At 34.7% G+C, this 10756-nt stretch carries 15 protein-coding genes and 2 pseudogenes; 7 read left to right on the plus strand and 10 right to left on the minus strand.

Annotated elements, in window-relative coordinates; translation table 11 throughout:
- Positions 1-204: pseudogene (locus tag ACFQZ1_RS10210) on the plus strand (IS4 family transposase); the annotation flags it as partial.
- A 16-nt stretch (positions 205-220) separates the two neighbouring features.
- Here ACFQZ1_RS10210 and ACFQZ1_RS10215 read toward each other — a convergent pair.
- The 6 genes from ACFQZ1_RS10215 to ACFQZ1_RS10240 all read right to left on the minus strand — a co-directional run bounded on the left by ACFQZ1_RS10215 (position 221) and on the right by ACFQZ1_RS10240 (position 3225).
- Positions 221-484 carry a hypothetical protein gene (locus ACFQZ1_RS10215; protein ID WP_377882063.1) on the minus strand — a complete coding sequence of 88 codons (264 nt, stop codon included), beginning with the start codon at positions 482-484 and terminating at the stop codon, positions 221-223.
- A gap of 12 nt (positions 485-496) precedes the next feature.
- The gene (locus ACFQZ1_RS10220; protein ID WP_377882064.1) at positions 497-721 is read right to left on the minus strand and encodes a helix-turn-helix domain-containing protein; all 225 of its coding nucleotides are present in this window, start codon (positions 719-721) and stop codon (positions 497-499) included.
- 106 nt (positions 722-827) lie between these two features.
- Positions 828-1358 carry a hypothetical protein gene (locus ACFQZ1_RS10225; protein WP_377882066.1) on the minus strand — a complete coding sequence of 177 codons (531 nt, stop codon included), beginning with the start codon at positions 1356-1358 and terminating at the stop codon, positions 828-830.
- A gap of 18 nt (positions 1359-1376) precedes the next feature.
- On the minus strand, positions 1377-1757 hold the full coding sequence (locus ACFQZ1_RS10230; protein WP_377882087.1) for a hypothetical protein: 381 nt from the start codon (positions 1755-1757) through the stop codon (positions 1377-1379).
- A gap of 141 nt (positions 1758-1898) precedes the next feature.
- A complete protein-coding gene (locus ACFQZ1_RS10235; protein WP_377882067.1) occupies positions 1899-2228 on the minus strand; it encodes a peptidylprolyl isomerase in 330 nt (109 codons plus the stop codon).
- The gene (locus tag ACFQZ1_RS10240) at positions 2188-3225 is read right to left on the minus strand and encodes a ParM/StbA family protein (protein ID WP_377882069.1); all 1038 of its coding nucleotides are present in this window, start codon (positions 3223-3225) and stop codon (positions 2188-2190) included. Before ACFQZ1_RS10240 ends, ACFQZ1_RS10235 begins: the two co-directional genes overlap by 41 nt.
- A 368-nt stretch (positions 3226-3593) precedes the next feature.
- On the opposite strand from ACFQZ1_RS10240, the gene ACFQZ1_RS10245 reads away from it, so the two are divergent.
- From ACFQZ1_RS10245 to ACFQZ1_RS10255, 3 genes are all read left to right on the plus strand, one after another.
- The gene (locus tag ACFQZ1_RS10245) at positions 3594-3911 is read left to right on the plus strand and encodes a PadR family transcriptional regulator (RefSeq protein WP_377882071.1); all 318 of its coding nucleotides are present in this window, start codon (positions 3594-3596) and stop codon (positions 3909-3911) included.
- Positions 3908-4366 (plus strand): hypothetical protein, encoded by a 459-nt coding sequence (locus tag ACFQZ1_RS10250; protein ID WP_377882073.1) that lies wholly within the window; start codon positions 3908-3910, stop codon positions 4364-4366. Before ACFQZ1_RS10245 ends, ACFQZ1_RS10250 begins: the two co-directional genes overlap by 4 nt.
- 482 nt (positions 4367-4848) lie before the next feature.
- Positions 4849-5406 (plus strand): AbrB/MazE/SpoVT family DNA-binding domain-containing protein, encoded by a 558-nt coding sequence (locus tag ACFQZ1_RS10255; protein ID WP_377882075.1) that lies wholly within the window; start codon positions 4849-4851, stop codon positions 5404-5406.
- A 237-nt stretch (positions 5407-5643) separates the two neighbouring features.
- On the opposite strand, the gene ACFQZ1_RS10260 is transcribed toward ACFQZ1_RS10255, so the two are convergent.
- The 3 genes from ACFQZ1_RS10260 to ACFQZ1_RS10270 form a co-directional block, all read right to left on the minus strand.
- Positions 5644-5919, minus strand: coding sequence for an FmdB family zinc ribbon protein (locus ACFQZ1_RS10260; RefSeq protein ID WP_377882077.1), 276 nt, complete (start codon positions 5917-5919; stop codon positions 5644-5646).
- A gap of 1 nt (position 5920) precedes the next feature.
- Positions 5921-7120: a formamidase gene (gene fmdA, locus ACFQZ1_RS10265; protein ID WP_377882078.1), complete on the minus strand. Its 1200-nt coding sequence runs from the start codon at positions 7118-7120 to the stop codon at positions 5921-5923.
- A gap of 193 nt (positions 7121-7313) precedes the next feature.
- Positions 7314-7526 (minus strand): hypothetical protein, encoded by a 213-nt coding sequence (locus ACFQZ1_RS10270; RefSeq protein ID WP_377882080.1) that lies wholly within the window; start codon positions 7524-7526, stop codon positions 7314-7316.
- A gap of 618 nt (positions 7527-8144) precedes the next feature.
- On the opposite strand from ACFQZ1_RS10270, the gene glpX reads away from it, so the two are divergent.
- Complete coding sequence (glpX, locus tag ACFQZ1_RS10275) at positions 8145-9125, plus strand: class II fructose-bisphosphatase (RefSeq protein WP_377882082.1); 981 nt, start codon at positions 8145-8147, stop codon at positions 9123-9125.
- Positions 9126-9322: 197 nt separating this feature from the next.
- Here the strand turns inward: glpX and ACFQZ1_RS10280 are convergent, their stop codons facing one another.
- Entirely contained in the window at positions 9323-9589 is a 267-nt protein-coding gene (locus tag ACFQZ1_RS10280; RefSeq protein ID WP_377882084.1) for a hypothetical protein, read from the minus strand.
- Between the two features lie 231 nt (positions 9590-9820).
- Here ACFQZ1_RS10280 and ACFQZ1_RS10285 point away from each other — a divergent pair, with 231 nt between their 5' ends.
- A complete protein-coding gene (locus ACFQZ1_RS10285; RefSeq protein WP_377882086.1) occupies positions 9821-9979 on the plus strand; it encodes a hypothetical protein in 159 nt (52 codons plus the stop codon).
- A gap of 333 nt (positions 9980-10312) precedes the next feature.
- Positions 10313-10756, plus strand: a pseudogene (locus ACFQZ1_RS10290) (IS6 family transposase); the annotation flags it as partial.

Genomic DNA, 10756 nt, shown 5'->3' on the forward strand with positions numbered 1-10756 from the left:
ATTCAAGATAAGCAAGGATACTATTTATCACGTCTTAAGTTACCAACTAAAATATATAGAAAAGAATTCGAAACAGTGGTATTTAAAACAAAACCCGCTCAATTAAGACCGGTATATATACAAATTCATTTAGAAGACATCATGAAACAATTACAACCTGGCCAAGTGTATGAATTACATGATGTATATGTAGGGAGTAAAGAAAGCTACATCCATTTTCTTAAATTGCATCGTTGAAATCAGCGAAGTTTACGGTTTCTCTATTCTTTAATGCACTTTTCAAAAGGTCAATTTGGCAATCTAAGAAATTTATTTCAGAACTATATGCACTAATAAACCCTCGAGTTAACCCTATATCGAAACGTTCATCTTTTTCCATAACCTTCAGTTCCTCTTTATATTTATCATGTAACTCCTGTAGTCCTCCTATGCGAACTTTCATGATTTCAATTGCTTGTTCAATAGCAAGAGGCTCTATACTCATATTATCGCTCCTTTACATATCCCAAAAATCATCAGCTTTAACTCGCGGGTCGAATTCTCTAAGTACCTTCAATATCTTCTGCATTGTTTTCCTTGTAGGTGATCTGTCTGGATTGTTCGCTAAATCACCCACAGTATTCCGTCCAAGACCAGATTTTCTAACTAACCATTCCTGTTCTATTCTATGTTTATCTAAAAACTTGCCAAGTGGTGTTCTTTTACTTCTGAACCTCCACATATTTCTCACTCCCTATGAAAATTGTTATCTACAGTAATATCCCAAACACACAAAAAATAAACCCCTAAAAATAGGGGCCTAAAAATGGTGCATGGATGACATTTTTTTACGAAAATCTACGTTTCAATAGGGATAGTTTCTGTCCTGGTTCTTCGGCATAATGCTTCATATAGTCACACATCAAAATACTAATCAGTTTATCCGCAGTATAACCATGAGTAGTGAAGGAGTGCGACATATCCGAGAAAAAGACTTCAACACGCCGTAATGTCTTTCTATCAATTTTGACACTAATCGAAGCATACCTTTCATTATCTTCACTAAAATGTAAATCCTGTTCTACATAATGCTTCTTACTCTCTAAAATTTGATACAGCTGCTCCATGCTATTTTTGGACCGGATATGTTCAAGAAAATCCTCAATGAGTATTTCAGCTAAATCACTAGCCGTACAATCACAGTCTTCTTCTTCTAGGTCTTCAAGGATAATATTCATGCGAAATAGGTATATTTTTAACATCTTAATTTCAAAGCTATATTTATCTTTTAACCTCCATTCAATTTTTATTTTCTCCCACCAACTTAATTCACTCATAAGCTGTATTTCTTTTGTCATTACATCGTATTTACTGTACATGCTATCACTCCTTACATGTTACGTAGTGCGTAATGCAAAACATAAAATTCGCGTAGCAGCTGCTCTTTGCGAAACGCCCCATTCTACAGCTAAATGGACAAGCTTAGAATGTGTTTCCTGCTCTAATTTCGCATGGATGTACTTTTTGGTGTCTTTATATTCATATGCATGTATTTCGTTTATATAATCAATTTTGAGATGTTCTGTAATGAACTGGGACATATATTGTGTAGTGGTAATTCCTTTACTGTATGCAGCAAGTCTTATAGATTGCCGTTGTGCTTCTGTAACGGGGATTTTTACGTCTTTTTTCTTATCACAGCGGATTTTACGAGGTTGTAAGTTTGTTATTGTAGTAGATTGTTTTCGAGGTTCAAACATAGGGTTTACATTTGTCATGATGCGCCCCTCTTTCAAGATTTTCACCTCCCCCCTCTTTTTTCTCAGGGCCACTTTTCCATAATTCCACTTTTCCACGAAAAAGTAGAGAGAACGGAGGTGGTTATATATCTTCATTGATTCTTTGTAAGTATAGTTCTTTTACCAATTTCCAGTTACGTTATTAATCAATGCCATAGCTTCATCGACAACTTCATTAGAAGGTTTTTCATCCTCACCTGCATCGTTCTGTATACCATGAGTATTAATATTAATTAGTAACTTTTTAACTAGTTGAAGTGGATCTTCTTCACCAGCAATTTCTGCAAGTATCTGATACATTTCTAAACGTTTCTTAAGTTGTTTATTTACGTAGCCTTTTTGCCCTTTTCCTTGCTTTTCTAAGGAAGTAACAAGGTTATAAAGCACTTTATCGTTGTTAGGATTCAATTCAATTTGTAGCTTTTTCTTTTGTAAGTTTGTCAAAGACATCACATCCTAAGTAGTAGTAACCTAGCAGATTTGCTTCTTGTCCATTTTCTAACACTTCAAACGTTGGATACTGCTCTTGTTTCTTTTCAATACGTATCTTGTGTAACGTGGCCATTCCGCCAGTCCAAACAATTTTATCGTACACAGCAAAATTGAATTTTTGAGAAACTTCACGTAAAACTGTATCGTAATGGCGCTGTAATTCTTCATCTACTCTTTTAGATACATCTTTGTCCGTGTACAAGTCATATACCGTACCATTGTACTTATAACCGTTCTCAAGGATATAGTACATGTTAGATACGTTTAGTTCTGGCGTTTCTCCAATGTTGTCACGTACAATTTGCTCAATGTTTAAGAATGCTTTTTCACAACCAAGTTCAGTTCCTAAACGACCAATTACAGAGTTTTCAGACATATCCGTTGCATCTAGCGTACCAAATCCACCATCGATAATAAGAATACGCTCATTTTTGTTAATAATTTTTTTCTTTACCAGGTAGTACTGAGTGCCTACTGGTTGTGGGATTACTAAACACTTCTTAACTTTAATAGTAACCATTTCACCGTTTACTTTTAGCGCTGTTTCAGTTGTAACAACCTTTTCCAAAGTCTCACGTTTACTACCAAAATGGGAAACTGGAAGACCCGTTACAAGTAGAGGTAAGGTAATAGTCTTCTCATTTTTAAAATCCTTAGCGATAAACCCGAATAATTGTTTTTTAAATGTTTGATCTTCGTAACGCTTCGCTTTATTCTCCCCGAGGGCGCGGATTAATGGAAGTTTTGATTTCCTTGCTTCTTCTCCTATGTAGAACGGAAAGTCTGTATTGGTTAATTCAATCTTGGTGAAGCTTGCTTTGTTGTAGTAATCATCTATAGTAGCCAATACAGACAATTCAGTAATAACAGCTGCTTCAAGATCTTTATTTTTTTTAGAAGCACGTTTTGTAAATCCATTTCCTAAATCAATAGCATACGTATTCCCTAGTAACATATTCATTCCCCTTTCGTTGTCAATGATTAATCATTGGTAATTTGATTCCAACAGATGTTTATGCCTATTTTTAATCAAAAATACCTGTTTTTTCATTGGTTAACAAATGATTAGTCATTGGTTAATTGTAGCTTTTAAATGAAGTTTGATCATTTGTAATAAAGTTCGATAATTTTAAAAAAGGGTTGATAATTTATATTAAAGGTTGATAAAAAAGGATTAAAATTTTCATTTGCTATTGATAATAACCTAAAAATTTTTCGTTCAAACAAGAATATAATTTGAAATATTTTCCTTAAAATGATATTATTACGTTACACGATATATCGTGTAACGTAATAATAAGGAAGGAGGCATACAAATTTATTATGAGTTCCCGCTATACATCACTTGGACGTTTTTCAGAACCAACATTATTTATTTTAATTAGTCTTACTAATGGAAATAAGCATGGATATGCAATTATGGAAGACATAGAAGAATCTTATGACATAAAAATCGGACCAGGCACACTTTATGGAGCAATTAGTCGAATGGAAAAAATGGGACTTATTAAAGCTGTACCTTCACAAAGTAGACGACAACCATATCAGATTACTTCTGAAGGTAAAGAGCTTCTTCAAGAAAAATTAAAGGAAATGGAACGCATCGCAACGATAGGTTTACAAAGGTTGGGTTTAACATGAAATGGTTAATTTATCTCTACCCAAAAAAATGGAGAAATCGTTATGAAGAGGAGTTTTTACTTATCCTTGAAGAAAGCCATCTCTCTTTAAAAGATATACTTGATATTATGATTAACGCTATAGATGCACGAATATTAGGTTTATTGGAGGATATGATTATTATGAATAACAAATTATGTGATGTCATGCTTCATTCTGTTTTTGTGCGCTTTTTAATAATCAGTTCGGTTATTACATTAGGCCTAGCTGGCGGATATTGGATAGCTAGTGGTACTCCTGCAATTGGAGAATTATCACCCATCATGATTTTATTGATAGGGACTGGTTTAGGCTTATTTATTGGCTATGTATTAGGAATAGCTAGAGGTATATTACGTGTAATCAATGTGGCAAAAAAAGAAGATGTATTCTTTCCTACTGGCACATTAAAATTTCATAAAGAAAAAAATTCCTGATTATAGAAAAAATACTCTAAGATAGCATGTTTCAACTAGGCATGCTATCTTTTTTAATCTCCAATGAATGGCATTTTTTCAAGAAGTTTTGCTAAATTATAAAAATCGAAAAGAAATTTGTTAGAGAAGAGGCTATTTTGATCAATCTATTTTCAAAATGGTTTCTTTTTCATTATTACAAAGTGTTGATGCAAAAGACATTTTTAATCAAACTTTATTTCAAAGTAACATTAATGTTTTTTATATATGGATTCCGCATTTTCTGTACCATAACCCCGAAAATTGTCTACGCTACATTTATTTCAACGAAAAATTTATGTAGCCAGGAACTCAAAATGTCTTCTCTATGCCTTCAAAGGCTCCTTTAAAATTATTAAATTTATATATTTGTATAAATTGTTTATATTTCTTTTACTTTTCTTTACAATTTTATTTAGAAGTAAAGAAAAAGTAAGGAAAATGAATTTGAGGTGAAGCATGTTATGGTTAAATACACTGTATCTAGCAAAGGACAAACTACTATTCCAAAATCAATTCGTGAGTACTTAGATATCCAAACGGGAGATCGAGTCGTTTTTAAAATTAATAAGGAAAATAATACGGTTATTTTTGAGAAAGATGAAAAGGAAAAACCGTGCCCTATTTGTATAGGGACGAAAGTAATTGGTATTAAGAAATTACCCTGTTTTATTTGCTCTGAAACGGGACTTGTAAACACAGAATTTCAAAATCCTCTGACAGCAGTTAACCCTATCAAATACGGCATTTCAGTTGTAATAAGGTCTCAAGAAATACATACAAATAGTGAATTAGCATTTAAATTGATTCCTATTGTTCAATTACAATCTAGTAAATATCCAAAACCTATTATGGAACGAGCGCAAGACTACTACCAAGTGAAATTCATCGAAGAATTTGCCCCTAAAAGTAAATCAGATCCTAAAAAATTCATAATTCCTTCTGATAAGGAATTAGAAGAAATAATGTTGCTACTAAAGACGGATGATGCAAAATGGATTGTGAGGCGTTGGTTTCGTTAAAAACAGTTACTTAATTATAAGAATTGATAATAATACTGCAAATACACCGATTGAGGTAGATTAAGATGAATGGAATTAAAGGCATTAAAGATGTATTAAAAAGAATCCTAAGTTTGCCAAAGCTATAGCAAATTTAGGGTTCTTAAATTCTTATGATTTGTTTTTTAAAACTTCCATCATTATTATATTTTTAATTAAAAAAAGCAAAGGAAGGTTGAACCCTCCCTTTTGCTTCATTCAATTCCCTACTTGCCACGGGCGATTAGCAGTTACTTTCTTCCTTGTTGTCTGTTTAGGACCTAATTCTTCGCGCGTCATTCTGCGTGGCTCCATACCTTTTTCAATTCGGGTGCGTATCTCTTTTGAGTAGGAAAAGAGATTAGGAGCATAATAGATTCGATTTGATTCAAGTGCACAATCAGGACATACAGCTTTATCTTTATTTCCTGTCATTGATATAAAGAATAATGTAAATTCTCCACAATCGGGGCAATGAAATGTGTAACTGGGCATGTTATTTCCTTTCCCCTCTATTTATTTTCGGTAAAATATCTTTGTCAAAAATTTTCGTTGGAATCGCAATGGTACAGCAGGCATTTGGAATATCTACAATTCCATTAATTCTTCCTTCAACCGGAGCTGTACCCAAAATCATGTATGCCTGCTCTCCTGTATACCCCTGGGATTTTAAATATTCAATTGCATTCAAACAAGCTCTGCGATAAGCCAAATTAGCATCTAAATAATGCTGTTTCCCATCCCTATCATCTACGGAAATCCCTTCAAACACTAAGAAATCGGAATAATGAGGATCAACAGGCCCCGGTTTGAAAACTGGGTTTTCTGTAATTTTATACTTTTCCATACCACCTTTAATGACGTCTACCTTGAGGTCAATCCAGCCCGCCATTTCAATGCCGCCGCAGAAAGTGATTTCTCCGTCACCTTGTGAGAAATGGAGGTCGCCAACTGAAAGCTTGGCCCCTTTAACGAAAACTGGGAAATAAATTCTTGACCCCTTCGACAGGTTTTTAATATCACAATTTCCGCCGTTTTCCCTTGGTGGGACCGTTCTTGCTCCTTCCATGGCGACCCGGTCAAACTCTGCTCCTTTTAGCGTTCCAAGGACGGCTGCCTCAGGATTTGGTCTGGTGGCTAATTCCGGTACACGATTAGGATCTGTATCTCTAAGCTCTTTTTCTCTTTTATTCCACTTTTGCAAAAGCTCCATTGAAGGCGCAACACCTATTAGCCCTGGGTGCATGATGCCAGCGAATTTCACACCTGGCACATGTCTGGAAGTGGTATAAATGCCTTCGAAATCCCAAATAGACTTTGCTGCTTCAGGAAATTCATCGACTAAGAAGCTTCCACCATTTTCTCGTGCAAAAATCCCATTAAAGCCCCATTCTTCACCCTGAAACGCCCCAATATCCAAAATATCAACTACCAATAAATCTCCCGGCTGGGCGCCATTTACATATACCGGTCCACTTAATACATGAACGCGTGCTAAGTTCACATTCCTGATATCATTGGGATTATCATCATTTTTAATTTGTCCGTCTGTCCAATCCTTACATTCCAACCGAAACGATGTACCTGGTTCAACGGAAAAGGCAGCAGGTATATCCGGATGCCAGCGATTGTGACCGGGATGTAGCTGCTCTTCCATTGGTTTACTCAAATCAAGCTTGAACATAGTTTTTGGCATTTTATTTCCTCCTTACATTTTAAATATTCTAGTAGTTAAAAAATGTATGCGCTTCCATTATATGATTGATTATTAACAACATCAATAAAATTCGAAAAAATCAAAATTTTTGTATATTTAGACCGATTGGAAGTAGATGAAGTTGCACATGGTTGGGATGGTATTGAATACATCTTAATTGAGACTCCCACGACTAAAGTGGCAAGCCCGTTTTCATCACACCCGAAGCACCATCAAAATAGTACCAACTTCCGTTAATTTGATCCCATCCGTGCTGAATTTCTCTACTACCTGTTAAGTAAAATGTATTACTTCCCTGTTTAAACCATCCTTTTTGCATGATGCCATTTGATTGGAAATAGTACCATTTTGCTGTGTTTGTGTCTTTATACCATCCCGCTTTCATTACTCCTTGTGATTTGAATCATAAGTTCGCCACAATTTGAACCATAATATTGCCAGAAAGCATAGTTTTCAGAGAACATTCTTGGAATATTTGAAGCATAACATTGCCATAAATCCTTTTTTTAACTCATAAACTTGCCGCTAGTTAATTCTCTCATTAATTATATAGAGAGACATTTATTTAAGACTATCTAAAGTCATTTGATTATAGTGAAGGATGATTTTAAACCAGAATAGCTAAACATCCATACTAGAAGAGGGCTATGAATATGCTGGAGATGGTGAATAGTGAAAATTAAATACATAATATAAAAAGAATTGTTCACTTCTATATAAAAATGAACAATTCTTCTATTTAAACTTAATAAAAAAATTTGATTTTTAAGCCTCGAAAACGGCCCCCGTACGCAGTTTTAAAATCAACTTGTAATAGCTATGTATAAAAATATAAAAAGTTCTTTAAAACAGAAAAATATAGGTTTAGAGATGTTGTGTTGAATGTACCTCACTTTTGTGTATTTATACAAATATATGATATACAAATAAAATAAATGTGTTATACTTTACTGGCTTGGTTTTTAAAATTATATATGGGTTTTCATATTAGGGGGATATTCTAATGGATCGTGAACTAGCTTTAGAAGTCGTACGTGTTACAGAAGGTGCTGCTTTAGCGGCTGCTGGTTGGCTTGGAAGAGGAAATAAAATTATGGCAGATGACGCTGCAACAAATGCAATGCGATTAATATTTGATTCAATAAATATGCAGGGTAAGGTTGTAATTGGAGAAGGTGAAATGGATGAAGCTCCTATGCTATATATTGGTGAAAAGTTAGGAACTGGACAAGGTATAGAAGTTGATATTGCTGTCGATCCACTAGAAGGAACCAATATAGTTGCAAAAGGATACGGAAACGCTATTACAGTATTAGCAATTGCAGATAAGGGGAATTTGCTCCATGCTCCAGATATGTATATGGAAAAGTTAGCAGTAGGACCATTAGCTGCGGGGAAAGTATCTATTACTGATCCAATCGAAAAAACCATTGAGATTGTAGCTAACGCAACTAACAAACGTATTCAAGATTTAACCGTGATGGTTCTTGAAAGAGATCGACACAATGACATGATGGATAGGATACGTAAGAAAGGCGCAAGGGTTAAGATGTTTTCCGATAATGATATTAGTGCCGCTGTGGCTACTGCCCTTCCGAATACAGGTGTAGACCTCTTTGTCGGAATTGGCGGTGCACCGGAGGGTGTAATTGCGGCTGCTGGATTAAAATGTCTTGGCGGAGAAATGCAGGGGCGTTTACTTCCAGAAAATACGGAAGAATTCAATCGTTGTATTAAAATGGGAATTGCAAATCCAAATGAAGTCTTACAATTAGAAGATCTTGTAGCTGGAGATGATGCAATTTTTGCTGCAACAGGTGTATCATCAGGTGATATTTTACAAGAAGTACGATTTTTAGGTGGGGACTTAGCTGAAACAGATTCAATTGTAATGCGTGCAAAAACAAAAACGGTACGTTTTATAAAGACAATACATCACCTTGAGCAAAAACCGTACCATATGAAACTACAATCTACTATATGATACATATATCATAAAAACTCTAAAATGAACTATTATTAAATTTGAAAAAGAATCCTTGCTAAGCTATATAAGTGGGCACTTCTTATAACAGATGTAAATTTATTTAACTTATTAAATATAAACTAATGTTGAACCATAACTTTGCCGCAAACAAAAAGAACCATAACCTTGCCGGAACGGAAAAGTTATGGTTCAAATCACACTCCTGTGGATTGATCAAGTAAGTACCAATTTCCGCTGTCCTGCACCCACCCCTTTTTCATAGCACCCGTAGATTGGTCAAGTAAGTACCAGTTCCCGCCGTCTTGCACCCAACCTCTTTTAACTACACCTGATGCATCATTTAAATACCAGGCCCCATTCACTTGAGTCCAGCCAACATTAATCGCAGCATGAGATGTTACTCCACCCATAAGCAAGCTGGTTGCCATTGCTGCACCAACAATTTTAGATTTAATTTTCATCATTATCTCTCCCTTATTGTATTAATCAATATATGTACACGCAAAAAAGGATACACCCATGCTATTTTAATAGCACGCAGGTGTGTCCTTAAGTTATTATATATGTATTAATATATATAGGTTTAAGGACAATTATAGCACTTATACACTATACACTCAACTACTCGGGATATACCGAGTGTATTTTTGCAAATAATAAGATTGTTAAATAATAAATTGAGGAGGACTTGTATGCAAAATCATAAAAAAGCTAAAGAGAATTTGGTCTCTATTATGAAACCGGATTTTGCTGGAACTGATGCAAAAAAAGTAAAACAAGAAATTCAAAAAGATGTAAGCGAAGGACAAGGTGCAATAACTTCCCGAGAGGCAGGGGCAATGCGAGATTAAGAAAACACTCTGAGTGTTTTTTATTTTTCTGCTCCAAAATCTAACATTTGTAAATTATATATAACCATCAAAAAAGCACCCTTTCGGGTGCAGATAACTAATTGTTTGTGGAATTATTTTTTGTATCTTCCTTTACTTTAGAAATTTCCCCTTAATATCAAAGCATTTAGTGAAACCTTATTCACTCTTTTTAATTGGACACATTTACCAATATTATTTCTATATAATTCATGTTATGGTAATTTAGTCTAGTAATTCGTTACTTGACAAAATACCTTTAGAAGCCCCGTTGATAAGCGGGGTTTCCTTTGCTACAAAATGAAATTCAAAACTATTTCTATTCATCCAACAACTATCATGCGCTGGGTTCATGAATATGGAAAACTTATCTATCACATTTGGAAAAAGAAAAACAAAAACACATTGTTATCTTGGCGTTTGGATGAAACCATATCAAGGTGAAAGGGAAATGGTGTTATTTATATCGGGAAATTGATAAAGAGGGACAAACACTTGATATTCAACTTCGTCAAAAACGGGACACACAAGCAGCATATGCTTTTATGAAAAAACTTGTTCGATCTTTTGGAGAACCAACGGTTCTGACGACAGATAAGACCCCTTCTTTAGCTTCCACATTCAAAAAATTAAAGGAAATAGGTCTTCACAAAAGTACCTTTCATCGTACAATCAAGTACCTCAATAATATCATTGAGCAAGATCACCGGCATGTGAAACGTCGATTCTCCCGTTCTTTAGGATTTCAAAGTCTTCGCC

It is taken from the genome of Bacillus sp. CGMCC 1.60114 (genome assembly GCF_042676365.1).
Lineage (GTDB): Bacteria > Bacillota > Bacilli > Bacillales > Bacillaceae_G > Bacillus_A > Bacillus_A rhizoplanae_A.